Source organism: Serratia sp. HNCC26DJ206 (assembly GCF_057180605.1).
This window is the reverse complement of the sequence record NZ_JBXUGP010000023.1, coordinates 75406-101316: the sequence shown is the minus strand read 5'-3', so window position 1 is coordinate 101316 and position 25911 is coordinate 75406. Positions and strand designations below refer to the sequence as shown.

Below are 25911 nucleotides of genomic sequence, written 5' to 3'. Positions count from 1 at the left end.
TTTGTGTGCTGATATGGCTCAGTTGGTAGAGCGCACCCTTGGTAAGGGTGAGGTCCCCAGTTCGACTCTGGGTATCAGCACCACTTTATTAAAGTGGTTTAGAAGTTCGGCAGAAAAAGAATTAAAGAATTTGCTTGGCGGCAATAGCGCGGTGGTCCCACCTGACCCCATGCCGAACTCAGAAGTGAAACGCCGTAGCGCCGATGGTAGTGTGGGGTCTCCCCATGCGAGAGTAGGACACTGCCAAGCATCAATTAAGCCGAGAGGCCATCCGCAAGGATGGCCTTTTTGCTTTTCTAGTCTACCAAATCCTCCTTTTCCTCTCTGGCAATGAAACATTTTCACCTTCCTGTTGAAGACTCGACATGGTGGTAAAAAAACGTTATCTTCAGGCATCTAGAAGTCTAAACGTATAAATGGATATGTGAGGGTTAGGCGATGCCGATTCGTGTTCCTGATGAGTTACCTGCGGTGAGTTTCTTGCGCAATGAGAATGTCTTTGTGATGACATCTTCACGAGCAAAAACACAGGAAATCAGGCCGTTAAAAGTGCTGATCCTCAACCTGATGCCAAAAAAGATCGAGACTGAGAACCAGTTCCTGCGCTTGCTCTCCAATTCTCCGTTGCAGATCGATATCCAACTGCTGCGTATCGACAGCCGCGAATCGAAGAACACGCCTGCCGAGCACCTGAACAATTTCTACTGCGACTTTGAAGATATTCAGGATGAGAATTTCGACGGCCTGATCGTCACCGGCGCGCCGTTGGGCTTGGTTGATTTCTGCGATGTTGCCTATTGGCCGCAGATCGAACGTGTGATCGATTGGGCTAAGAACCATGTGACTTCCACGCTGTTTGTCTGCTGGGCGGTCCAGGCGGCGTTAAACATCTTGTATGGCATTCCAAAGATGACTCGAGAAGTGAAACTCTCGGGTGTGTATCAACATCAGACGCTGCAACAGCATGCCTTGCTGACCCGTGGTTTTGATGAAACCTTCCTGGCTCCGCATTCGCGCTACGCCGATTTCCCTGCCGACGTTATCCGTCAGTATACGGATCTGGATATTCTGGCCGAGTCGGAGCAGGCTGGTGCCTATCTGTTCGCCAGCCGTGACAAGCGCCTGGCATTTGTTACCGGGCATCCTGAATACGATACCCTGACGTTGGCGGGTGAGTATTGTCGTGACAACGATGCAGGTCTTAACCCTAGCGTTCCGCTAAATTATTTCCCTAACGACAACCCTGAACTTCCCCCCAAAGCTTCATGGCGCAGCCATGGTCACTTACTGTTTGCCAACTGGTTGAATTACTACGTCTACCAGATCACCCCGTTCGATCTGCGTCATATGAATCCCACTCTCGAGTAACATTTCCTCCTGACATGGTGGCTGAATCGAGGCCACCATGCACTGTTCTGCGGTTTTCCTCCCTCTTTTTCGACGCCTTGTTACCAATAATTCCTTTTAAAACAATTTACTACATCACTCCCCCTACTTTATCGGAATTGGATTCCTAGTTTGTTATCAATGATAAATTCTGTAATTTATTGATAATAAAAGGTTAATAAAATATTTAATAAAAAAATGGAAATCGTTTTTGATTTTTAATTTTTGTTGGTTATTCTAGAGTCAAAAGGGCTGATATCTAACCAATTAGCGGTTGTGTTTTCACCCTGAAATGCCGTGGTATCCGACAATAATACTTCACTCAGCCAGCAATGGCGGAGCGGGATGATGGGAAGGAGCAAGACAATGATGCAACAGATAGCAGGCACGGAGTTAACGTTTACGCGGGGTTTCAGCGCAACTGAGCGGCAGGTGTTAACGGATGATGCCGTCGAATTCCTGGCGGAACTGGTGGTGAAGTTTACTCCGCAACGCAACAAGCTATTGGCTGCACGCGTCTGCTGGCAGGAAAATATCGATCGCGGCGGTTTGCCGGGATTTATTTCGGAAACCGATTCCATTCGTAATGGTAGCTGGAAAATTCGTGGTATTCCTGACGATTTACGCGATCGTCGGGTCGAGATTACCGGCCCTGTTGAACGCAAGATGGTGATCAATGCGTTGAACGCCAACGTCAAAGTATTCATGGCCGACTTCGAAGATTCGCTGGCCCCAAGCTGGGACAAAGTGATCGAAGGGCAAATCAACCTGCACGACGCGGTGAACGGCACTATTTCCTATACCAACGAAGCGGGCAAGATTTACCAGCTCAAACCGAACCCGGCGGTATTGATCGCCCGCGTTCGCGGCCTGCATCTGCCAGAGAAACATGTGCAGTGGCAAGGCGAGGCCATTCCCGGCGGGCTGTTCGATTTTGCCCTCTACTTCTTCCATAACTACCGTCAGTTGCTGGCAAAAGGCAGCGGCCCGTATTTCTATCTGCCAAAAATGCAATCCTGGCAGGAGGCGGCCTGGTGGAGTGAAGTATTCAGCTTTACCGAAGATCGCTTCGAACTGCCGCGCGGGACGATCAAAGCGACCGTACTGATCGAAACCTTGCCCGCCGTATTCCAGATGGACGAAATCCTGTATCACCTGCGCGATCATATCGTCGGGTTGAACTGCGGCCGTTGGGATTACATTTTCAGTTATATCAAGACGTTGAAGAATCACGGCGAACGCGTGTTGCCGGATCGCCAATCCGTCACCATGACCCAACCTTTCCTCAGCGCTTATTCACGCTTGCTGATCAAGACCTGCCACAAGCGCGGTGCTTTTGCGATGGGCGGCATGGCAGCATTTATCCCGAGCAAAGATGCAGAACAGAATGCCATCGTGCTCGGTAAGGTGCGCGCAGACAAAGAGCTGGAAGCGACTAACGGCCACGACGGCACCTGGGTGGCGCATCCGGGGTTGGCCGATACGGTGATGGAAGTGTTTAACCGCATTCTGGGCGATCGCCGCAACCAGTTAGAAGTGCTGCGTGAGCAGGACGCACCGATCACCGCAACCCAGTTGCTGGAACCTTGTGACGGTGAGCGTACCGAAGCGGGAATGCGCGCCAATATCCGTGTCGCGGTGCAATACATTGAGGCCTGGATCTCCGGCAATGGTTGCGTGCCGATTTATGGCCTGATGGAAGATGCCGCCACCGCTGAGATTTCCCGTACCTCCATCTGGCAGTGGATCCACCATGAAAAGAGCCTCAGTAACGGCCAACTGGTGACCAACGCGCTGTTCCGCCAAATGCTGAAAGAAGAAATGCTGGTAGTACGTGAAGAATTGGGTGAGGCGCGCTACAACGCTGGCCGGTTTGAAGAAGCGACGCGTCTGATGGAGCGTATCACTACGCAAGATGAGCTGATCGATTTCCTGACCTTACCCGGCTACGAATTACTGGCCTGATAAACCGTTCCTGACTATTAACCCTACATTAATGACAAAGGATAAATATATGACAACCTCTCGTACCCAACAGATCCAACAGCTGGAACAGGAATGGAAATCAGCACGTTGGGAAGGCATCACCCGCCCATACAGTGCCGCAGACGTGATCAACCTGCGCGGTTCGGTCAATCCGGTCTGCACGCTGGCGCAAAACGGTGCGGCCAAACTGTGGGAGTTGCTGCACGGTAAATCCCGCAAAGGGTACGTTAACAGCCTGGGGGCGCTGACCGGCGGCCAGGCGTTGCAGCAGGCGAAAGCGGGCGTAGAAGCGATTTATCTGTCCGGCTGGCAGGTGGCTGCGGATGCGAATACCGCCTCTGCGATGTACCCGGACCAGTCATTGTACCCAGTAGATTCTGTTCCAGCGGTGGTCGAGCGTATCAATAATACCTTCCGCCGCGCCGATCAGATCCAATGGGCGAACCAGATTGAACCGGGCAGCAAAGGTTATACCGACTATTTCCTGCCGATCGTTGCCGATGCAGAAGCCGGTTTCGGTGGCGTGCTGAACGCGTTCGAACTGATGAAGGCGATGATCGAAGCCGGTGCCGCAGGGGTACACTTTGAAGACCAACTGGCGGCAGTGAAAAAATGCGGCCATATGGGCGGCAAAGTTCTGGTGCCGACCCAGGAAGCGATCCAGAAACTGGTCGCTGCGCGTCTGGCTGCCGACGTGCTCGGTGTGCCGACCCTGTTGATTGCGCGTACTGATGCTGATGCGGCAGATCTGCTGACTTCCGATTGCGATCCGTACGACAGCGCCTTTGTGTCGGGTGAGCGCACGGCAGAAGGTTTCTTCCGTACCCATGCTGGTATTGAACAAGCGATTAGCCGTGGCTTGGCCTATGCTCCCTACGCCGATCTGGTGTGGTGCGAAACCTCAACCCCAGATCTGGCCGCAGCGAAGCGTTTTGCCGACGCCATTCATGCCAAATTCCCTGGCAAGCTGTTAGCCTACAACTGTTCACCGTCCTTTAACTGGCAGAAGAACCTGGACGATCAGACCATCGCCCGCTTCCAGGATGAGCTGTCTGCCATGGGGTACAAATACCAGTTCATCACCCTGGCCGGTATTCACAGCATGTGGTTCAACATGTTCGACCTGGCACACGCCTATGCTCGCGGCGAAGGCATGAAGCACTATGTTGAAAAAGTGCAGCAGCCGGAGTTTGCGGCCGTCGAACGCGGGTATACCTTTGCCTCGCATCAGCAGGAAGTGGGTACTGGCTACTTCGACAAAGTCACCACCGTCATTCAGGGTGGGGCCTCTTCCGTCACTGCGCTGACCGGTTCGACCGAAGAACAGCAGTTCTAGTCTCACCACCGTAACAATGCGTAATTCAGGGCCTGCATTTGCAGGCTCTGCCTCGTGGGCAGGGAGGGGTAAAGATGGCGGCAAAACGGGAGTTGTTGATCGCACAGACGATCTTGCAGGGATTTGATGCACAATATGGTCGCTTTCTGGAGGTCACCGCCGGGGCGCAGCAGCGTTTTGAGCAGGCCGACTGGCCCGCCGTACAGCAGGCGATGAAAAAGCGTATCCATCTTTACGATCACCATGTTGGCTTGGTGGTAGAGCAGTTGAAATGCATCACTGGGCAGCGCTATTACGATGCGGATTTCCCCAGCCGGGTAAAGGCGGTGTACACCGAATTACTGCCAGATTATCCACGCTTTGAAATTGCCGAGAGTTTTTTCAATTCGGTTTACTGCCGTTTGTTTAAACACCGTGATTTAACCCCGGACAAACTGTTTGTTTTCAGCTCGCAGCCCGAACGGCGTTTTCGTGATATTCCACGGCCGCTGTCGCGTAATTTCCTGCCTAATGGCGATATGGCGGCGATGCTGCACAGCCTGCTGACCGATCTGCCGCTGCGGTTACCGTGGGAAGATCTGCCGCGTGATATCGGTTATATCACTCAGGTATTGCAGCGGGACTTTAACCTCGAGCAACTGGCCGGAGCGACGCTCCAGGTGGCCAATGAGTTGTTTTACCGTAATAAAGCCGCCTGGTTGGTGGGCAAACTGCGGCTGGCAGACGGCGTTTATCCGTTCCTGTTGCCGATCCACCGCAGCGATTCCGGCGCTTTGTTTATTGACACCTGCCTGACCAGCAAAGCCGAAGCCAGCATCGTGTTTGGCTTTGCCCGTTCTTACTTTATGGTTTATGCACCATTACCGGCGGCACTGGTGGAATGGCTGCGTGAGATCCTGCCGGGCAAAACCACCGCCGAGCTGTATATGGCGATTGGCTGCCAGAAGCACGGCAAAACCGAATGCTATCGCGAATACCTGACCTTTATGGCGCAGTCTCAGGAGCAGTTCATTATTGCTCCGGGCGTGAAAGGTATGGTGATGCTGGTGTTTACCTTGCCGTCTTTCGATCGGGTGTTCAAAGTGATCAAAGACCAGTTCGCCCCGCAGAAAGAGGTTACGCAAGCTCAGGTGATGGCCTGCTATCAATTGGTTAAAGAGCACGATCGCGTTGGCCGCATGGCGGATACGCAGGAGTATGAGAACTTCGTGGTGGATAAGGCGCGCCTCAGCCCGGAGTTGTGGGCAGAGTTACAGCTGGAAGTGCCGGAAAAGCTGGAAGATCTCGGCGATCGCGTGGTCATTAAGCATCTGTACATGGAACGTAAGATGACGCCGCTGAACCTGTATCTGGAGCAGGCCAACGACCAGCAACTGCATGATGCGATAGAAGAATACGGCAATGCGATCAAGCAGTTGGCGGCGGCCAATATCTTCCCTGGCGACATGCTGTTTAAAAACTTCGGCGTGACTCGCCACGGGCGCGTGGTGTTCTACGACTATGACGAAATTTGCTATATGACCGAGGTAAACTTTCGCGATATTCCGCCGCCGCGCTACCCGGAAGACGAAATGGCCAGTGAACCCTGGTACAGCGTTTCACCGAACGATGTCTTTCCGGAGGAGTTCCGCCATTTCCTCTGTGGCGATCGGCGCATCCGGCAAGTCTTTGAGGAGATGCACAGCGATCTGTTCGAAGCGGATTACTGGCGCGGTTTGCAACAGCGGATTAAGGATGGGCACGTAGAAGACGTGTTTGCCTATCGCAAAAAGCGCCGTTTCAGCCAGCGGTTGGCTTCAGGCTATGCGGGGCTTCCACAGGCTGAAGTCATTGAGCGGGCTGGCTGAGGTTTGCCTCTTAAAACGGGATGCAGCAGGCTCCTTGTTCCGCGCCGGAAAGCTGGCTGCGTAACGCACTGAACAGCTCACGGCCACAGCCAATACGCCCGGCGTTCAAATCCGGCTGGTAAGCGGTGCGTTGAGCCAGTTCGGCGGCATCAACCAGCAGCTGCAATTCGCCAGTTTGACCGTTAACGCGGATCAGGTCGCCGTTTTGTACTTTTGCCAACATCCCGCCGGTATAGGCTTCCGGCGTGACGTGGATCGCCGAAGGTACTTTACCGGAGGCCCCCGACAGGCGGCCATCGGTCACCAGCGCCACCTTAAAGCCGCGATCCATCAGTACGCCGAGCGGTGGCATCAGTTTATGCAACTCTGGCATACCGTTGGCCTGTGGCCCCTGAAAGCGCACCACCACCACACAGTCCTGGTTCAGCTTGCCGGTTTCAAATGCGGGCACGATATCGTGCTGGCTTTCAAACACTATCGCCGGTGCTTCGATAATCTGGTTATCGGCAGGCACCGCCGAGGTTTTCATCACCGCACGCCCCAGATTGCCGGAAAGCACTTTGGTGCCGCCGTGGTGCTCGAACGGTGCGGCGATGCTGGCAATCACGCTGTTATCCAGCGAGCTCTGCACCCCAGCGCGCCAGGCCAGTTGGCCATGATCCAGCCAGGGTTCTTGGGTGTAACGTTCCAAACCGAAACCGGCAACGGTGTGAACATCCTGATGCAGCAGGCCATTTTTCAGCAGTTCACGGATCACCAGTTGCACGCCCCCGGCGGCCTGGAACTGGTTGATATCGGCCGGGCCATTGGGATAGATACGGCATAGCAGCGGAACGGCGTCAGAAAGTTCAGAGAAATCATCCCAGTTGATGATGATGCCCGCAGCCCGCGCCATGGCGACCATATGCATGGTCAGGTTGGTAGAGCCGCCGGTGGCCAGTAACGCAACAATCCCGTTAACCACCACTTTCTCATCGACCAACTGGCCGATCGGTAAATAATGGCCGCTGGTTTCGGTCAGCCGGGTCACCTGGCGTGCCGCGGCGTCGGTCAGCGCATCGCGCAGCGGCGTGTCTGGATGCACAAAGGAGGCGCCCGGCAGATGCAGGCCCATCACCTCCATCACCATCTGGTTGGTGTTGGCAGTGCCGTAGAAGGTGCAGGTGCCGATTCCGTGATAAGACGCCGCTTCGGCTTCCAACAGCGCGTGACGGTCGGCCTTGCCTTCGGCATAGAGCTGGCGCACCCGCACTTTCTCTTTGTTCGGCAGGCCACTGCTCATCGGCCCGGCAGGCACAAACACCGCGGGCAGATGGCCGAACGACAGCGCTGACATCACCAGCCCCGGCACGATCTTGTCGCAGATCCCCAGGAACAGCGCGCCATCGAACATGTTGTGCGCCAGCCCGATGGCGGCGGACATGGCGATCACATCACGGCTCATCAGCGAAAGCTCCATGCCATCCTGCCCCTGAGTCACGCCATCGCACATTGCGGGTACGCCACCCGCCACCTGGCCGACCGCCCCCACGCTGTGCAGCGCCTGTTTCAGCCGCTGCGGGTAATTTTCGTAAGGCTGATGGGCGGAAAGCATATCGTTATAGGCAGTGATGATGGCGATATCGCTACGCACCATATTTTTCAGCGCGGCTTTATCGCTGGGCTGACAGGCGGCAAAGCCGTGCGCCAGATTACCGCAGGCTAACTGCGAGCGGTGTACGGTCTGCGATCGGGCCTCGGCGATGCGCGCCAGATAGGCAGAGCGGCTCTGTTTTGAACGTTCGATGATGCGCTGTGTTACGCGCGATAGGCTGTGGTTAATCATTCCGTCCTCACATGGCAGCCCTGCTACGCAATTGCTGAGGGCCGGTTATGTTGTTACTGCTAATTAAAGTTACCGGTAACATGTTATCGGTAACAATATCGAGGGAAATGTTCTCAGTGGCAATCGGCTTCAGCAGGCAGGATCGCTAACTGTGATCGGCTTCATGCTTCTAGCGAGCAGGGAAACAAGATCTCTACAGGCAGTCACAGAAATACAACAGAGGAGACTTGCCCCCACCTCAGCCGGTTGACCAAGATGGCAGGCAGGGGAGAACGTTAACGCACGCCACCATATTCGAGGCTGATCTCTTTGGCGGCGTGTATCACCAGCGCCCCGAGTTCCGTTACGCGATCGTCGGTGATGCGTGAAACCGGGCCGGAGATGGAGATCGCGGCAAAAGCCTCGCGGTGTTCATCGAAGATACAGGCCGCCACGCAGCGCAGGCCGAGCGCATGTTCTTCGTCGTCAAACGAGAAGCCCTGTTTGCGGATCAGCGCCAGCCCTTCTTTCAGGTTATGCGGTGTCAGGGTGCGCGCAGTATAGGTGTGCATGCCTTTTTTATGCAGCAGCTTGGTGACCTGAGCGTCTGAAAGCGTGGCTAGAAACGCTTTGCCTGCGCCAGAAGCGTGCATCGGCAGCTTGCCGCCAATCGGGGCCGACATGCGCATCAGCGCGGTGCACTGCACCTGATCGATAATCACCGCCTGATATTCGCTGGTATCCAGTACCGCCAGGTTAACCGTTTCGCCCGATTCCTCCATCAGGCGGCGCAGCGTCGGGTGCACCATCGCCAGCAGATTGCGGCTCTGTAGGAAGCTGCTGCCAACCACAAACGCATGTGCACCCATGGTCCACAGGCCAAGATCGCCCACCTGGCGGACAAAACCTTGCTGTTGCATGGTGGTGAGCAGGCGGTGGGTGGTGGAATTAGGCAGCCCGGCTTGCTGGGCCAGGTCGGTCAGCGCCACATTACCGTGCGCTTCAGCAATATATTCCAGTAATTTCAGGCCACGGGTCAGTGACTGGACCTGGCCGGTGGCGGCACTGGCGGCGGGTGCTGCGGTGCGCGGCTTCTTGCCTCGCTTGGCGGGTACGGGTGTGGCCATGATTCACCTTCTATTTTCCGTATGGTGGAATTCATTTTCGTTTTTTGAGTATGAATTGCAAGGCGCATCTTTGCTCATCGGATCTGTTGGCTAATCAACCTGTGCTCTAAATAATTCGAGTTGCAGGAAGGCGGCAAGCTTGTGAGTCCCCAGGAGCATAGATAACTATGTGACTGGGGCGAGTAAGCGCAGCCAACGCACATGCAACTTGAATTATGACGAGCATGAAAAACTCTCAATGAGTGCCCACACCTTTGCCGACATAACCTGTGCTAGGATGACTCGTTTGTTTATATGGCATTTGGGCGATGGCGATTATCTATATCCGGTAGATGTTGAAAGCAATTTGAACGTCGGCGGGTATAAGGGGTGACAGTGACGAATCGAGTAGAACAACTGCGTCAGCAGTTAGCGCAGCGTATTTTAGTGTTGGACGGCGGTATGGGCACCATGATCCAGAGCTATCGGCTGGAGGAGCAGGATTACCGCGGTGAACGCTTTGCGGACTGGCAAAGCGATCTGAAGGGCAACAACGATCTGCTGGTGCTGACCAAACCGGAGGTGATCACGGCGATCCACAACGGCTATCTGGAGGCCGGTGCCGACATTCTGGAAACCAACACCTTCAACTCCACGCCGATTGCCATGGCCGACTACCATATGGAGTCGCTGTCTGCCGAGATTAACTATCAGGCCGCGTTGCTGGCCCGCGCCTGTGCCGATGAATGGACCGCACGTACTCCGGAACAACCGCGTTACGTCGCCGGGGTGCTGGGCCCGACCAACCGTACCGCTTCGATCTCACCCGATGTAAACGATCCGGCATTCCGTAATGTCTCTTTCGATCAGTTGGTGGACGCCTACCGTGAATCGACCCGTGCGCTGGTGGCGGGCGGCGTCGATCTGATCATGATCGAAACCATCTTCGATACCTTGAATGCCAAAGCCGCGGCCTTTGCGGTAGAAACCGAATTTGAAGCCTTGGGTGTGGCGTTGCCGATCATGATTTCTGGCACCATTACCGATGCTTCTGGCCGTACCCTGTCGGGCCAGACCACCGAAGCCTTCTACAACTCGCTGCGCCACGTTAAACCGCTGACCTTTGGCCTGAACTGTGCGCTCGGCCCGGATGAGCTGCGCCAATACGTGGCGGAACTTGCGCGCATTTCTGAAAGCTACGTGACCGCGCACCCCAACGCCGGTTTGCCCAACGCCTTTGGTGAATACGATCTGGATGCCGAAGAGATGGCCAAACAGGTTGGCGAATGGGCGCAAGCCGGTTTCCTGAATATCATCGGCGGTTGCTGTGGTACCACCCCGGCCCATATCGCCGCGATGGCGAAAGCGGTAGCCGGCGTGCCGCCGCGCAAGCTGCCAGAACTGCCGGTGGCCTGCCGGTTGTCCGGCCTGGAACCGCTGAATATTGATGCCAAATCGCTATTCGTCAACGTGGGTGAGCGTACCAACGTTACCGGTTCGGCACGTTTCAAACGCTTGATCAAAGAAGAGAAATACAGTGAAGCGCTGGCGGTGGCGCGCCAGCAGGTGGAAAGCGGTGCCCAAATCATCGACATCAACATGGATGAGGGCATGCTCGACGCCGAAGCGGCGATGGTGCGCTTTCTCAGCCTGATTGCCGGTGAACCGGATATTGCCCGCGTGCCGATCATGATCGACTCCTCCAAATGGAGCGTGATCGAAAAAGGCCTGAAATGCATTCAGGGCAAAGGCATCGTGAACTCGATCTCGATGAAAGAGGGCGAAGAAGCCTTTATCCATCATGCCAAACTGGTGCGCCGCTATGGTGCGGCGGTAGTGGTGATGGCGTTTGACGAAGTCGGCCAGGCCGATACCCGCGAGCGCAAGTTCGAGATTTGCCGCCGAGCCTATAAGATCCTTACCGAACGCGTTGGCTTCCCGCCAGAAGATATCATTTTTGACCCGAACATTTTTGCCGTCGCGACCGGGATAGAAGAGCATAACAACTATGCTGTCGACTTTATCGAAGCCTGCGGCGACATCAAAACTCATCTGCCACACGCGATGATCTCCGGTGGTGTCTCCAACGTATCATTCTCGTTCCGTGGTAACGATCCGGTGCGTGAGGCGATCCACGCGGTGTTCCTGTATCACGCCATCCGTAACGGTATGGATATGGGGATCGTCAACGCCGGGCAACTGGCGATCTACGACGATCTGAGTACCGAACTGCGTGAAGCCGTAGAAGACGTGGTGCTCAACCGCCGCCCGGATGGCACCGAGCGCTTGCTGGATCTGGCGGAAAAATACCGGGGCAGCAAAGATAACGAAGTGGCGGTGCAGCAGGCGGAATGGCGCGGCTGGCCAGTGGCCAAACGCCTGGAATATTCCCTGGTTAAGGGTATCACCGAATTTATTGAGCTCGACACCGAAGAGGCGCGTCAGCAAGCGGATCGCCCGATCGAAGTGATCGAAGGCCCGCTGATGTCTGGGATGAACGTAGTAGGCGATCTGTTTGGTGAAGGGAAAATGTTCCTGCCGCAGGTGGTGAAGTCTGCCCGCGTGATGAAGCAGGCGGTGGCTTACCTTGAACCCTACATTGAGGCCAGCAAGCAGAAAGGCACCACCGCAGGTAAGATCCTGCTGGCGACGGTGAAGGGCGACGTGCATGACATCGGCAAGAATATCGTCGGCGTGGTGCTGCAATGCAATAACTACGAAATTATCGATCTGGGCGTGATGGTGCCGACGGACAAAATCCTCAAGACTGCGCGCGAGCAGAAAGTGGATATTATCGGCCTGTCGGGCCTGATCACCCCGTCGCTGGATGAGATGGTCAACGTGGCGAAAGAGATGGAGCGCCAGGGCTTTACCTTGCCGCTGTTGATCGGCGGTGCGACCACCTCGAAAGCGCATACTGCGGTGAAAATCGAGCAGAACTACAGCGGCTCGACCACCTATGTGCAAAACGCCTCGCGCACCGTCGGCGTGGTGTCGGCGCTGCTGTCAGATACCCAGCGTGACGAGTTTGTCGCCCGCACGCGCAAAGAGTATGAAACCGTGCGTATTCAGCATGGGCGCAAAAAACCGCGTACTCCACCGGTTAGTTTGCAGCAGGCGCGGGATAACGCCATGGTGCTGGATTGGGAGAACTACCAACCGCCGGTGCCAAACAAGCTGGGCGTATTCCCGGTGACGGCGAGCATTAACCAGTTGCGCCACTATATCGACTGGACGCCGTTCTTTATGACCTGGTCGCTGGCGGGTAAATACCCACGCATTCTGGAAGATGAAGTGGTGGGTGAAGAAGCCAAACGCCTGCTCCAGGATGCTAACCAGATGCTGGATATGTTGGCGGAAAGCGGTAGCCTCAATCCACGCGGTGTTTATGGCCTGTTCCCGGCCAACAGTGTGGGCGATGACGTGGAAGTTTACCGCGATGAAAACCGCGACGAGGTGCTGGTGGTGAGCCGTCACCTGCGCCAGCAGACCGAAAAAACCGATTTTCCGAACTACTGTCTGGCGGATTTCGTAGCACCGAAAAGCAGCGGCAAGGCCGATTACTTTGGTGCGTTCGCTGTCACTGGCGGGCTGGAAGAGGATACGCTGGCGGCTGCCTACGACGCTAAACATGATGATTACAACAAGATCATGGTAAAAGCGTTGTCGGATCGCTTGGCGGAAGCCTTTGCCGAATACCTGCATGAGCAGGTGCGTAAGCTGCATTGGGGCTTTGCGACGGATGAAAACCTGAGCAACGAAGAGCTGATCCGGGAAAATTATCAAGGCATTCGCCCGGCGCCCGGCTATCCGGCCTGCCCAGAGCATACTGAGAAGGCCGAGATTTGGCAGTTGCTGGACGTTAACCGCCATACCGGTATGCAACTGACCGAATCCTTCGCCATGTGGCCGGGAGCGGCGGTTTCCGGTTGGTATTTCAGCCATCCGCAGAGCAAATATTTTGCCGTGGCGCAAATCCAGCGCGATCAGGTAGAAGATTACGCGGCGCGTAAAGGGATGAAAGTCAGCGAAGTTGAGCGCTGGCTGGCTCCTAACCTAGGATACGACGCGGATTAACAGGGCTCAGATCGCTTAAGGCAAAAGCCCCTTTTCCTTTGGGAAAGGGGGTTGTCATTAACTGACCGGCATGCATCATCACATGTTGTGATAGGCCTCAGCGGCGGGCAGCGTATCCTGCCAGTGGTGATGAATGAATTGGCCAACGTTCTTCAGCCAAAGCGGAACTCAATGCCGTAGCCCACATCGGGATAGCACCAGCGGGCAATGGTCTCTTCCCCGCACAGCAGGCGGCAGGTGCCACATTCCAGGCAACCCTGCACATCGAAGAACAGGTTGCCATCCGGTTGAAGCTGGAACAGCCCGGCCGGGCAGGCAATCACCAAACGCATCAGCATTTTACGATCGTGTGCACCAGCCAGAATAATATGCGGTCGGGTATTATCCACCCGATAGTGATTGTGACCCTGATCGGGTTTATTCATAAACTACGCATTCCATTGACAGTATCTTTCAGCCATTGTCTCAGGCCAATACGGTGCGCGGAGGAAACCACCGCCGACGAAAATGACTTCTAAATTTGCCTCTCCTGATGACACCGACGTCGCTTGCTCCCGAATTTAGCGAATAAGCTCGTCAGAATAACACCTGCCGCCATGACTTTATTGATTCTGCACAGTTTCTGCGCGATTGAGGCCGGTGGGTTGGCGATCGTTTCTAAAGGTAAAGCAGAGCTGTGTTCATTGTCAGAGCTGAAATGTAATAAAGCCGCTGTTTTTTTATACTGACATATAATTATCACAATTGTCCGCTATACCCTTCTTACCCGCAGTTGCAGCTTGGGGTATAGGTTCTTGCTGGAATCATCCAGTTCATCTCACACCATCACACCACCTGGAGCATCAGTTATGAAACGTTTGTGCGCTTGCGTGTTAACCAGTGCCATTGCACTGACCAGCCAGATGAGCTGGGCCGCTGACAGCGATCTGGCCGCGCTGATTCAGGCGGCCAAGAAGGAAGGGGAAGTGAATAGCGTTGGCATGCCGGACAGTTGGGCTAACTGGAAAGGAACCTGGGCCGATCTGCAGAGCCAGTATGGCCTGAAGCATATGGATACCGATATGAGTTCGGCGCAGGAGATCGCCAAGTTTGATGCCGAAAAAGGCAATGCTACGGCGGATATTGGCGATGTGGGGGCGGCTTTCGGCCCGATCGCGGTGCAAAAAGGCGTAACCCAGCCGTATAAACCCACCACTTGGGAACAGGTACCTGATTGGGCGAAAGACCAAGATGGTCATTGGGCGTTGGCCTATACCGGCACTATCGCCTTTATCGTCAACAAACAGCAGGTGCCGGATATTCCGCGCAGCTGGGCCGATCTGTTGAAAGGTAACTACCAGGTCACTATCGGCGATGTGGGTACTGCATCGCAGGCCGCCAGCGGCGTCTTGGCGGCAACCTATGCCATGGGTGGCGATGAGAAAAACCTCAAGCCGGGGCTGGAGTTCTTCGGCAAGCTGGCTAAAGCCGGGCGGCTGAGCATGACCAACCCGGTGATTGCGTCATTGGAAAAAGGTGAAGTGCAGGTGGGCGTGGTGTGGGACTTTAACGGCCTGAACTACCGCGATCAGATCGATAAAACCCGTTTCGAAGTGCTGATCCCGTCTGACGGCTCCATCACCTCCGGCTATACCACCGTTATCAATAAATACGCTAAACACCCGAATGCCGCCAAATTGGCGCGCGAATACATCTTCTCTGATGCAGGCCAGATCAACCTGGCGCGCGGCTATGCCCGCCCGATCCGTGCTGAACATATTACGCTGCCGGACGACGTAAAGGCCAAGCTGCTACCGGCGGAACAGTATAAAAACGCCCACCCGATTGCCGATCCGGCCGCTTGGGAAAAGAGCGCCAAACAGCTGCCACGCCTGTGGCAGGAAAACGTCATTATGCTGATGCAGCAGTGAGTTAACGCACGATGAAAACGATCCTCGTCCTACTGGACGGCCTCAACTATCAGGTAGCCCATGATGCTATGGGCTACTTGCAGGCGGAATGTGTGGCAGGGCGTGGGCGGTTGTATCTGATGGAGAGCGAGTTGCCCTCGCTCTCCCGGCCGTTGTATGAATGCATTCTCACCGGCGTAACGCCGGTGGAAAGCGGAGTGGTACACAATCAGGTATCGCGGCTGTCGCGGGAGAAAAGCGTATTTCACTATGCGCGTGCCGCCGGGTTGACCACTGCGGCAGCGGCCTATCACTGGTTCAGCGAACTGTATAACCGCACGCCATTCGATGCCGCCCGCGATCGCCATACCGATGATCCGGCATTGCCGATCCAGCATGGTCATTTCTATTACGACGACCGCTACCCGGATTCACATCTGTTTGACGATGCGGAAAATCTGCGCCGTCGTTACCATCCTGATTTTCTGTTGATCCATCCGATGAATATTGATGATGCCGGGCATCGCTATGGGCTGTCTTCCCCACAATATCGCAATGCGGCCCGCAATGCCGACGGCTTGTTGGCACGCTATCTGGCGGATTGGCTGGCTGCGGGTTATCAGGTGATGATCACCGCCGATCACGGCATGAATGACGATCATAGCCACGGCGGGGTATTGCCGGAAGAGCGGCAGGTACCGCTGTTTGTGTTTGGTGAGGCATTCAGCCAGAACGATGCCAATCCGCAACAGACCGAGCTGTGTGGCACCCTGTGTGAACTGTTGCAGGTGGTACACGACAAGCCTCGCTGCCGGGCGTTGCTGGCATGAAGGTGAAGAGATGAAAGCCAAATGGATTGCTGCGCTGTGCCTGCTGCCGTTTATCGCGCTGTTTGGCGCGTTTCAGATTGCCCCGCTGATATGGATTGCGGTCAGCAGCTTTTTCAGTGAAAGCAGCGGCTGGGGCTGGGGTAACTATGTTGATGTGCTGACCTCGCCGTTTTACCTACAGGCATTCCAGTTCTCGCTGGAGATCTCATGGTGGTCAAGCGTTTACGGTTTGCTGATTGCGTTAGTAGGCAGTTACTCACTTCGCCAGCTTGGCCCAACCCGGCTGCATGATTTTGTGATGTCATTTGCCAATATGACCAGCAACTTTGCCGGAGTGCCGCTGGCGTTCGCGTTTGTCATTCTGCTGGGGCTGAATGGTTGCCTGACCCTATTGCTGCACAAGTGCGGCCTGATGGACAGTTTTAACCTCTATTCGAAAAGCGGGCTGATTGTGCTTTACACCTACTTCCAGATCCCGCTCGGCGTGTTGCTGCTGTACCCGGCGTTTGATGCGCTGCGTGAGGACTGGCGCGAGTCTGCGGCGTTGCTGGGGGCAGGGCCATGGCACTTTTGGCGCTATATCGGCCTGCCGGTATTGGCTCCGGCGCTGATGGGCACTTTTGTCATTCTGCTGGCTAACGCGCTGGGGGCTTACGCCACGGTGTATGCGTTGACCACCGGTAATTTCAACGTGATCCCGATCCGTATTTCAGCGCTGGTGGCCGGGGATATTTCTCTCGATCCGAACCTGGCCAGCGCGCTGGCCATGATGCTGGTGGTGATGATGGGATTGATCACGGTGGTGCATCAATGGCTCCTGCGCAGGAGTTACCTTAATGCACGCTCGTGAGTTAGCAGGGGATGTCTATGCGGCGTTTTGAAACGGTTTATCACCGGGTGGTGGTGACCCTGTTATTTCTGATCCTGCTGCTGCCCTTGGTGGCGACGCTGGTGTATGCCTTAGCGACGCAGTGGGGCGCGACCATTTTGCCGCAAGGTTTTACCCTGAAGTGGCTGGTGGCGCTATGGAGCGATCCGCGCTTTCTACAGGCGCTGTGGCACTCATTGCTGATCTGTTTCGGCACGCTGGTGCTGGCGGTGGTGGTGATCCTGCCGCTGATGTTTGTGATTGCTTACTATTTTCCTAAGCTTGATGCGGTGATGAACGTACTGATCCTGCTGCCGTTTGCCGTGCCGCCGGTAGTGTCCTCTGTGGGCCTGATGCAACTGTTCGCTGCCGATCCGCTGCCGCTGCTGGGCACACCCTGGATCCTGATTGGCTGCTATTTCACTATCGCTCTGCCGTTTATCTACCGCGCCATCAGCAACAATATGCAGGCGATCAATCTGCGCGATCTGATGGATGCAGCCCATCTATTGGGGGCCAGTACCTGGCAGGCGGCGTTGCTGGTGGTGCTGCCAAACTTGCGCAAAGGTGGGATGATCGCGGTGTTGCTGTCGTTCTCATTTCTGATTGGTGAGTTTGTATTCGCTAACCTGCTGGTCGGCAGCCAGTATGAAACGCTGCAGGTTTACCTGTTCAATATGCGTAATGGCAGCGGCCACTTCACCAGCGCGTTGGTCATCTCTTATTTTGCCGTGGTGCTGCTCGTCACCTGGCTGGCAAATCTGCTGAATAAAACCAGGGGTTAATCATATGGCTTATCTCAACGTCACTCGCCTTAACAAACACTATGGCCAGACCCAGGTATTTCACGATATCGATTTTAGCGCCGAAGAGGGTGAGTTTGTCACCCTGCTGGGGCCAAGCGGCTGCGGCAAATCAACATTGTTACGTTGCCTGGCAGGGCTGACCCCGGTGGACAGTGGGCAGATCCTGCTGCAAGGACAGGATCTGGTGCCTTTGCCGCCGCAAAAGCGCGGTATCGGCATGGTATTCCAGAGCTATGCGCTGTTCCCCAATATGACCGTGGAAGGTAACGTGGCCTTTGGTCTGAAGATGCAGAAGCTGCCCGCCGAGCAGATCCGCCAGCGGGTACAGGAGGTGCTGGCACTGGTGGAGTTAACCGAACTGGTTAAGCGTTATCCGCATCAGCTCTCTGGTGGCCAGTGCCAACGCGTGGCGCTGGCGCGCTCGCTGGTAACGCGGCCACGCCTGTTGTTGCTGGATGAGCCGCTATCGGCATTGGACGCCCGCATTCGTAAACATCTGCGTGAGCAAATCCGCCGGATCCAGCGGGAACTGAACCTGACGGCGATTTTCGTCACCCACGATCAGGAAGAAGCGTTAACGCTTTCCGATCGTATCGTGTTGATGAACAAAGGGGAGATTGTGCAAAGCGGCAACGCAGAAACGCTGTATACCCAACCGGCCAATGCCTTTGCCGCCGGGTTTATTGGCAGTTACAACCTGTTGAGTGCTGAACAGGCGCAGGCTCTGACCGGGCGAACCTACCGTGGGCAAGTGGCGATCCGCCCGGAATCGATCCAGTTATTGCCCGCTGGGCAAGGGATTGCCGCCGTCGTTCTCCACCACAGCCTGTTGGGCAATGTGGTGCGTTATCGCGTTCAGGCCCACGGCGTTGAGCTGTGGGTGGACGTGCTCAATCGTTCCGTTGCCGATTTGCGCGCCAATGGCAGTGAAATTGGGTTACAATTAGAAACTGTAACATTACGCGAAGTTGCATGATTTTGTCGCGATCTTCAACGATAAAAACAGGATGATAACCCATCGCAGCGTGATGCTTCTTTTCGGCGAACTGCATTCTATCGTCGCGCCTATCGGTGGGAAATCACTGCTACAACAACAATGAATTTAGGCCTGTGACTTGCCGGGCGTTAATGGAGTACTCCATCTGTGTTAACCCTTCTTCACCTGCTTTCCGCCATCGCCATGCTGGTGTGGGGTACCCACATCGTACGTACCGGGATTATGCGGGTTTATGGCGCTAACCTGCGTCAGGTGCTGGGCCACAGCGTAGAGAAAAAGCCGCTGGCTTTTGTGGCCGGGATCGGTGTCACCGCGCTAGTGCAGAGCAGCAATGCCACAGCGTTGCTGGTCACCTCTTTTGTCGCCCAAGGGCTGGTAGGCCTGGGGCCTGCGCTGGTGATCATGCTCGGTGCCGATGTTGGTACCGCAATCATGGCGCGTGTGCTGACGTTCAATCTTTCCTGGCTTTCGCCGTTGCTGATTTTTGTCGGCGTAATTGTCTTTCTCAGCCGCAAGCAGACCCGTGCTGGGCAGATGGGGCGTGTGGCCATCGGTCTTGGCCTGATCGTGCTGGCACTGGAGCTGATTGTGGCCGCTGCTACGCCGATTACCCAAGGCCATGGCGTGAAGGTGCTGTTCTCATCGCTGACCGGTGATGTGATGCTCGATGCGCTGATTGGCGCTCTGTTTGCCGTCGTCAGTTATTCCAGCCTGGCGGCGGTACTGCTGACTGCTACTCTGACCGCGTCCGGCGTGATTTCCCTACAGGTTGCGCTCTGCCTGGTGATTGGGGCCAACCTGGGCAGTGGCCTGTTGGTCACCCTCAACACCGGTGGGCAAAATGCCGCTGCGCGCCGAGTGGCACTCGGCAGCCTGTTGTTCAAGCTGCTGGGCTGCGCATTGGTACTGCCGTTTGTCTCTGTTCTGGCAAAGGGGATCGAAGGACTGCCGGGCGCTGCGGAAGAATTGGTGATCTATTTCCACATGTTCTACAACCTGATTCGCTGCCTGTTGCAGGTGCCGCTATCAGGGCCGATGGCGCGTCTGTGTGAGCTGTTGATTGCTGATGTGCCCGAGGTGGACCCCCGCTTGCGGCCACGCCATCTCGACGCCAGTGCGCTGGATACTCCCTCTCTGGCGCTGGTTAATGCGGCGCGGGAAACCCTGCGCATGGGGGATGTGATCGAGCATATGATGATTCTGCATGGCGAGGTGCTGCACGGTAAGCTTGGCCAGAATAAGGAAGTTCGCCGCCTGGATGATGATGTGCACGTGTTGTACACCGCGATAAAACTCTATCTGGCACAGATTCAGAAAGAGGATTTGGGCGAGGCGGATTCGCGCCGTTGGGCGGAGATTATCGAAATGGCGCTCAACCTGGAACAGGCGGGCGATATTATCGAGCGTATGGCCAATGATGTGGCGGATAAATCTCACGGTTCACGAAATTCGTTCTCCGCAGAAGGCCTGGCAGAGTTGGATACGTTACACGAAAGGTTGACCGGCAACCTGCGGCTGAGCATGTCGGTGTTTCTCGCCGGGGACATCACCAGCGCCAAGCGCTTGCGTCGCTCCAAACACCGTTTCCGTATTCTGGATCGTCGCTACGCGCATGCTCATGTTGAACGTCTGCATCAGCAAAACGTACAAAGCATAGCCAACAGTGCGCTACATCTGGGCCTGCTGGGAGATATGAAACGGCTTAACTCGCTGTTTTGCTCGGTAGCCTATAACGTGCTTGAGCAAGATGAAAAAGACGACGATCGCGATTGGGAAGAGACGCCCAAGACAAGGTGAAAAGGGCCGGAGACGGCCCCTTGGCGAGAGTTACTCCTTCTTGGTGGGGCGGCCAGACCAGTAACCGGCCAGCAGGGAGCCGGAAAGGTTATGCCACACCGAGAATAGTGCGCCGGGCAATGCCGCCAGCGGTGAGAAATAAATCTTGCCCAGCGTGGCCGCCAGCCCAGAGTTCTGCATGCCGACTTCAATCGCCAACGTGCGGCAGGTGGATTCATCGAAGCCGAACAGTTTGCCGCCCCAGTAACCACTCAGTAACCCGATGCCGTTGTGCAGGATCACCGCGATAATCACCACCAGCCCGACCGAAGCGATATGGCTCTGGCTGCCCGCCACTACCGCGCTGATGATGGTCACGATACAGATCATCGACAGCGCAGGCAGGAAAGGTTCGATGCGCTTCACCGTTTTGGTAAAGGTATGGTGGATGATCAGGCCAAGACCGATTGGGATCACCACGATCTGCAGGATACTCAATAACATCCCCATAATATCGACGCTGATTTTGGCATCGACGTACAGGCGCGTCAGCAACGGAGTGGCAAACACGCCAACCAGCGTAGAAATCGCCGAAATGGTCACCGACAAGGCCACATCGCCTTTCGCCAGATAGATGATCACGTTGGAAGCCGTGCCGCTGGCGACGCTGCCCACCAGCACCATACCAGCAGAGAGATCTGGCGGCATGCGGAACAGTATCGCCAGGATCCACGCCGCTAGCGGCATGATCAGGTAATGCAGGAAGATCCCGGCGGCTACCGGGCCGGGGCGCGACAGCACGCGTTTGAAATCACCCAGACGCAGCGTCACGCCCATGGCAAACATAACCAGCATCAGCAGCGGGCTGATATAGGGGCTGATGCCTGTGAAGGTGGCAGGGGTATAGTAAGCCGCGACGGAAAGCAGCACGGCCCACAGCGGGAACAAACGGGTTATTTTTGCCAGCATTGATAGTGTTTCCCTTCACAAGGCATTTAGCGTTATTCAAACAGGTTGCGGTGCAGCGTTCGTACCACTTGCTCTGCATCGTCACCCGGTACCAGGAAGCACAGATTATAGCTGCTGGCCCCGTAGCAGATCATGCGGATATTGAACGGATCCAGCACGCCGAACACCTCTTTGCCCACGCCGCAAGCCTGCGAAAGCTTGTTACCGATTAAGGCAACCAACGCCAGATTCTCTTCCACCTCAACCCGGCACAGCGAAGATAGATCGGTGAGCAGGGAAGTGGTCAGCAGACTGCCGCCGGTTGAGGTAGGGCCGGTGGTATCCATGGTCAGCGCAATGCTGACTTCGGAAGTGGTGATCAGATCGACGGAAATATTGTGGCGCGCCAGAATGTTAAACACTTCCGCCAAGAAACCGCGTGCGTGCAGCATGTTCAGGCTGTGCAACGTCAGCAGCGTTTGCTTGCGGCGCAGTGCCAGCGCACGGAACAGCGGTGGGTTTTCGGTGGTGTTGCACACCAGCGTGCCACCTGCGGCGGGATCTTTGCTCGATCCGACAAACACCGGGATATCACTGCGCACGGCGGGCAGCAGCGTGGCCGGATGCAGCACTTTCGCACCAAAGGTGGCCATTTCTGCCGCTTCTTCGAAGGCGATTTTATCGATGCGCTTGGCGGCAGGCACCACGCGCGGATCGGTGGTGTAGATGCCCGGTACGTCGGTCCAGATATCCACGCGGCTGACGTTCAGCGCTTCCCCCAGCAGGGCGGCAGTGTAGTCGCTGCCGCCGCGGCCCAGCGTGGTAGTGCGGCCTTTCGCTTCGCTGCCGATAAAGCCTTGAGTAATGATCAGGGCTTCCTGCAGGCGCGGTTTCAACAGCGTTTGGGCCAGTTCCGTTAATGCCGCATTGTCTGGTACCGCACGGCCGAAATGATCGTCAGTACGCATCACTTTACGCACGTCGAACCACTCCGCCTGTACGCGGCGCTGGCGCAGGATCTCAACAAACAGCAGGGTGGACATCAGTTCGCCATGGCTGACCAGTTCATCTGTCAATGCAGGGGAGGTGGCCAATGCAGCGGCTTCTGACAGCATGGCGATATTTTCCAGCATGCGGTCGATTTCATCACGGATCACCGCCGGATTATCGAGGCGTTCGAGGATGGCATATTGAATACGGCGAATTTCATCGAGCTGGTAAGTGCGTTTTTCGGTGTTGCAACCTTCAGCCAAGGCCACCAGCAGGTTGGTGATGCCAGCAGAGGCGGAAAGGACCACCAGGCGCACGTTAGGATTGGACAGCACGACATCGGCACTGCGGTTCATCGCGTCGAAATCTGCCACGCTGGTACCGCCGAATTTTGCCACTACGGTATTGTTCAGGAATGCTGCTTGAATCATGTAAAACCTCGTGTCAGGGATGCCATATCATGATGGCAATTGATTTCCATAGCCTTGGCACAAGGGAAGAGCGGTAAACAGGGAGCAAGCGTAGAGGTTAAGACTACGGTACACCCAGAAGCGCCCCACCTTGCTGAACCCCTTTGCAGGGTGTTCCATGGTGACAACTCAGGGGATTCAGCCCCTGTAGCCGACGTGATGATTGCCGCATTCACCGCGCCTCGGCGTCGCTCCCCCTCAAATGTCGTCATCGGATAACGGCTCCTCTGACATTCTACCTGGGCGACGCGCCTCTTCTGGCTTGCGCACCGGGTGCGCAAGTAGGATGTTAGAAATAACGGGTTTACGGGCTACTGTCAACGAGCAAACGTTGAGGGAGCTTCATCTTGTCAGCGTACGGTGCCTCTTGCGCGTTGAACGATGGTAAAACCCAAGGGTTTGGCACCGTTTTTATCACGGTGATAACGGGTTGTTACCTGAAAGACAGAGGGTTTGTTGTGTAAAGGTAAAAAGAGAGCGTTCCGGTTTGACAGTTAATCCCTATCGCAAGAAAAGAGATCGTAATCACAGGTGAACAGGCTACAATCGGCCAATCACCTCCCTTCATTCTCAAGCATAAGAGCGTTGCTATGAAAAATATCAATCCTAGTCAAACCACTGCTTGGCAAGCCCTGCAGCAACATTTTGAACAGATGAAAGACGTACAGATCGGTGATTTGTTTGCTCAGGATAGCGAGCGTTTCTCCAAGTTCTCTGCCACGTTTAACGATCAGATGCTGGTGGATTACTCCAAAAACCGCATCACCGCAGAAACCCTGGAAAAACTTCAGGCGCTGGCCAAAGAGACCGACTTGCAGAGCGCAATCAAATCGATGTTCGCCGGTGAGAAGATCAACCGCACTGAAGATCGCGCCGTACTGCATGTGGCGCTGCGCAACCGCAGCAACACGCCAATCCTCGTTGACGGCAAAGACGTGATGCCGGAAGTGAATGCGGTGCTGGCAAAAATGAAACAGTTCTGTGACCGCGTGATTGGCGGTGACTGGAAAGGCTACACCGGCAAGCCGATTACCGACGTGGTGAATATCGGGATCGGTGGCTCTGACCTCGGCCCTTATATGGCGACCGAAGCGCTGCGTCCGTATAAAAACCATCTGAATATGCACTTCGTTTCCAACGTGGATGGCACCCACATGGCTGAAACGCTCAAGCCGCTGGATCCTGCCACCACGCTGTTCCTGGTCGCCTCTAAAACCTTCACTACCCAGGAAACCATGACCAACGCCCACAGCGCGCGCGATTGGTTCCTGAAAACCGCCGGTGATCAGAAACACGTGGCGAAGCACTTTGCTGCGTTGTCCACTAATGGTAAAGCGGTGGCCGAGTTTGGTATCGACACCGACAATATGTTCGAGTTCTGGGACTGGGTGGGTGGCCGTTACTCCCTGTGGTCGGCTATCGGCCTGTCGATTGCGCTGTCGCTGGGCTTTGATAACTTCGAGCAACTGCTGAGCGGTGCGCACGAGATGGATAAGCATTTTGCGCAGACGCCTGCTGAGAACAACCTGCCGGTGCTGCTGGCGCTGATCGGCATCTGGTACAACAACTTCTTCGGCGCAGAAACCGAAGCGATTCTGCCGTACGATCAATACATGCACCGTTTTGCTGCTTATTTCCAGCAGGGCAACATGGAATCCAACGGTAAATATGTCGATCGCAACGGCAATCCGGTGGATTACCAGACTGGCCCAATCATCTGGGGCGAGCCAGGTACCAACGGCCAGCATGCGTTCTATCAGTTGATTCATCAGGGGACTAAACTGGTTCCTTGCGATTTTATCGCCCCGGCCATCAGCCATAATCCGTTAAGCGATCACCACGCCAAGTTGCTGTCGAACTTCTTTGCTCAAACGGAAGCGCTGGCGTTTGGCAAATCACTGGCAGCGGTAGAAGAAGAGTTTGCGGTACAGGGTAAAACGCCGGAAGAGGTCAAGCACGTCGCGCCATTCAAGGTGTTTGAAGGCAACCGCCCGACCAACTCTATCCTGCTGCGAGAGATCACGCCGTTCAGCCTGGGTAGCCTGATTGCCCTGTATGAACACAAGATCTTTACCCAAGGTGTCATCCTTAATATCTTCACCTTCGACCAATGGGGCGTGGAGTTAGGTAAACAACTGGCAAACCGCATTCTGCCAGAACTGGCGGGTAAAGAGGCCGTGGCGAGCCACGACAGTTCAACCAACGGCCTGATCAATCGTTTCAAAGCGTGGCGTTAAGCCTGTGGCTTGAAATCCGCCTGCAAGCGCTGGTGCGTTAGCCTAAAGGATGAGCCTCTCTAATGAGGTTCATCCTTTCCAACATAAGTAAATTGGCAGAGTGCACAATTTATTTATGGCAAATGGGATACTCTGAACGCTAGTTTGACTGGATTCTATATTCTGAACAATTCGAGCTGTAGCAAGGTGATGACGTAGCGAGGCTACAGATAACCTGAGTGACAAAGTCAATGCCCATGTAACTTGACGATGACGGATATAGAGGGCTCGTTCAGTTAGCATGTAGTTGCGATATCAAATACTCCGACTATAGTTGATTTATATATTTAATGCCTAATAAGCCTATTTCATTAGAAATATAAGATTTATTATAATGGTGAGCTTTTTCCTAAATTTCGTACGAAGTTTGTTTTTATTATTTATTATGTTATAAAAATTAAGTTTACTGACTATACCCTTTTCCTTTAAAGCTGTAGGGTGTTAGTTGTAATCGACCTATCGGTGGCATAGCCTCGGTGGGATCGTTACGGCTACAAGTTCGAAGGGTGTACTATAAGT

The 25911-nt window shown here is 55.1% G+C and carries 17 protein-coding genes, 1 tRNA gene, 1 rRNA gene and 1 riboswitch; of the genes, 14 read left to right on the top strand and 5 right to left on the bottom strand.

Going from position 1 to position 25911, the window contains the following annotated elements:
* The first annotated feature begins 7 nt into the window (after positions 1–7).
* The 6 genes from AC2A1E_RS16410 to aceK all read left to right on the top strand — a co-directional run bounded on the left by AC2A1E_RS16410 (position 8) and on the right by aceK (position 6555).
* Positions 8–83, top strand: a tRNA-Thr gene (locus AC2A1E_RS16410).
* A gap of 50 nt (positions 84–133) precedes the next feature.
* Positions 134–249 (top strand): 5S ribosomal RNA (gene rrf / locus AC2A1E_RS16405).
* A 189-nt stretch (positions 250–438) separates the two neighbouring features.
* On the top strand, positions 439–1368 hold the full coding sequence (metA, locus tag AC2A1E_RS16400; protein ID WP_484384628.1) for a homoserine O-succinyltransferase MetA: 930 nt from the start codon (positions 439–441) through the stop codon (positions 1366–1368).
* Between the two features lie 384 nt (positions 1369–1752).
* Positions 1753–3351 carry a malate synthase A gene (gene aceB / locus AC2A1E_RS16395; protein ID WP_484384627.1) on the top strand — a complete coding sequence of 533 codons (1599 nt, stop codon included), beginning with the start codon at positions 1753–1755 and terminating at the stop codon, positions 3349–3351.
* A 49-nt stretch (positions 3352–3400) separates the two neighbouring features.
* Positions 3401–4708, top strand: a complete 1308-nt coding sequence (gene aceA, locus AC2A1E_RS16390) for an isocitrate lyase (protein WP_459400303.1) — start codon at positions 3401–3403, stop codon at positions 4706–4708.
* 74 nt (positions 4709–4782) lie between these two features.
* A complete protein-coding gene (aceK, locus tag AC2A1E_RS16385) occupies positions 4783–6555 on the top strand; it encodes a bifunctional isocitrate dehydrogenase kinase/phosphatase (RefSeq protein WP_484384626.1) in 1773 nt (590 codons plus the stop codon).
* 10 nt (positions 6556–6565) lie between these two features.
* Here aceK and edd read toward each other — a convergent pair whose 3' ends face one another.
* Together edd and iclR are read right to left on the bottom strand one after the other, a co-directional pair.
* Positions 6566–8380 (bottom strand): phosphogluconate dehydratase, encoded by a 1815-nt coding sequence (gene edd / locus AC2A1E_RS16380; protein ID WP_484384625.1) that lies wholly within the window; start codon positions 8378–8380, stop codon positions 6566–6568.
* 275 nt (positions 8381–8655) lie between these two features.
* The gene (iclR, locus tag AC2A1E_RS16375; protein WP_459400300.1) at positions 8656–9486 is read right to left on the bottom strand and encodes a glyoxylate bypass operon transcriptional repressor IclR; all 831 of its coding nucleotides are present in this window, start codon (positions 9484–9486) and stop codon (positions 8656–8658) included.
* A gap of 375 nt (positions 9487–9861) precedes the next feature.
* On the opposite strand from iclR, the gene metH reads away from it, so the two are divergent.
* Positions 9862–13542 (top strand): methionine synthase, encoded by a 3681-nt coding sequence (gene metH, locus AC2A1E_RS16370; protein ID WP_484384624.1) that lies wholly within the window; start codon positions 9862–9864, stop codon positions 13540–13542.
* 152 nt (positions 13543–13694) lie between these two features.
* Here metH and AC2A1E_RS16365 read toward each other — a convergent pair whose 3' ends face one another.
* Positions 13695–13967, bottom strand: coding sequence for a ferredoxin family protein (locus tag AC2A1E_RS16365; RefSeq protein WP_484384623.1), 273 nt, complete (start codon positions 13965–13967; stop codon positions 13695–13697).
* A gap of 423 nt (positions 13968–14390) precedes the next feature.
* Here AC2A1E_RS16365 and AC2A1E_RS16360 point away from each other — a divergent pair, with 423 nt between their 5' ends.
* The 6 genes from AC2A1E_RS16360 to AC2A1E_RS16335 all read left to right on the top strand — a co-directional run bounded on the left by AC2A1E_RS16360 (position 14391) and on the right by AC2A1E_RS16335 (position 20729).
* Entirely contained in the window at positions 14391–15452 is a 1062-nt protein-coding gene (locus AC2A1E_RS16360; RefSeq protein WP_484384622.1) for an ABC transporter substrate-binding protein, read from the top strand.
* An 11-nt stretch (positions 15453–15463) separates the two neighbouring features.
* Positions 15464–16261 carry an alkaline phosphatase family protein gene (locus AC2A1E_RS16355; RefSeq protein ID WP_484384621.1) on the top strand — a complete coding sequence of 266 codons (798 nt, stop codon included), beginning with the start codon at positions 15464–15466 and terminating at the stop codon, positions 16259–16261.
* 10 nt (positions 16262–16271) lie between these two features.
* Positions 16272–17111, top strand: a complete 840-nt coding sequence (locus AC2A1E_RS16350) for an ABC transporter permease (protein ID WP_484384620.1) — start codon at positions 16272–16274, stop codon at positions 17109–17111.
* 17 nt (positions 17112–17128) lie between these two features.
* Positions 17129–17914: an ABC transporter permease gene (locus tag AC2A1E_RS16345; RefSeq protein ID WP_484384619.1), complete on the top strand. Its 786-nt coding sequence runs from the start codon at positions 17129–17131 to the stop codon at positions 17912–17914.
* A gap of 4 nt (positions 17915–17918) precedes the next feature.
* Positions 17919–18911 carry an ABC transporter ATP-binding protein gene (locus tag AC2A1E_RS16340; protein WP_484384618.1) on the top strand — a complete coding sequence of 331 codons (993 nt, stop codon included), beginning with the start codon at positions 17919–17921 and terminating at the stop codon, positions 18909–18911.
* 168 nt (positions 18912–19079) lie between these two features.
* The gene (locus AC2A1E_RS16335; RefSeq protein ID WP_484384617.1) at positions 19080–20729 is read left to right on the top strand and encodes a Na/Pi cotransporter family protein; all 1650 of its coding nucleotides are present in this window, start codon (positions 19080–19082) and stop codon (positions 20727–20729) included.
* 30 nt (positions 20730–20759) lie between these two features.
* On the opposite strand, the gene panS is transcribed toward AC2A1E_RS16335, so the two are convergent.
* Together panS and lysC are read right to left on the bottom strand one after the other, a co-directional pair.
* Positions 20760–21677: a ketopantoate/pantoate/pantothenate transporter PanS gene (gene panS, locus AC2A1E_RS16330; protein ID WP_484384616.1), complete on the bottom strand. Its 918-nt coding sequence runs from the start codon at positions 21675–21677 to the stop codon at positions 20760–20762.
* Between the two features lie 32 nt (positions 21678–21709).
* On the bottom strand, positions 21710–23077 hold the full coding sequence (gene lysC, locus AC2A1E_RS16325; RefSeq protein WP_484384615.1) for a lysine-sensitive aspartokinase 3: 1368 nt from the start codon (positions 23075–23077) through the stop codon (positions 21710–21712).
* Positions 23078–23187: 110 nt separating this feature from the next.
* Positions 23188–23381: riboswitch (Lysine riboswitch) on the bottom strand.
* Between the two features lie 325 nt (positions 23382–23706).
* Here lysC and pgi point away from each other — a divergent pair.
* Positions 23707–25353: a glucose-6-phosphate isomerase gene (pgi, locus tag AC2A1E_RS16320; protein ID WP_484384614.1), complete on the top strand. Its 1647-nt coding sequence runs from the start codon at positions 23707–23709 to the stop codon at positions 25351–25353.
* Positions 25354–25911 lie beyond the last annotated feature (558 nt).